This window comes from Bacillus sp. SIMBA_008 (assembly GCF_046535495.1).
Classification (GTDB): Bacteria; Bacillota; Bacilli; order Bacillales; family Bacillaceae; genus Bacillus; species Bacillus subtilis.
Window position 1 is genome coordinate 1 of sequence record NZ_JAWRWL010001385.1, and the last position, 231, is coordinate 231.

Genomic DNA, 231 nt, shown 5'->3' on the forward strand with positions numbered 1-231 from the left:
GTGATTCCGCCCCCAACTGAAATAGCTTTAAATCTATCACTAAATGTAGAACAGAAAGCTGATATATATCCTCCGTTACTCCATCCCATAACTCCTACTCTATCCTTGTCTACCATCCCCTTTTCAACTAGTTTATCCACTCCAGATATAATATCATCATAATCAGCAATTCCTTGTTTTCTATAGTTTGCTTTTAAAAATTCATTACCATAACCAGAACTTCCTCTATAG

General features: G+C 35.5%; 1 protein-coding gene. It reads right to left on the reverse strand.

Going from position 1 to position 231, the window contains the following annotated elements; genetic code table 11:
* A partial coding sequence (locus SB658_RS28000) for a prolyl oligopeptidase family serine peptidase (RefSeq protein ID WP_410603864.1) occupies window positions 1–231 on the reverse strand: 231 nt, incomplete at both ends.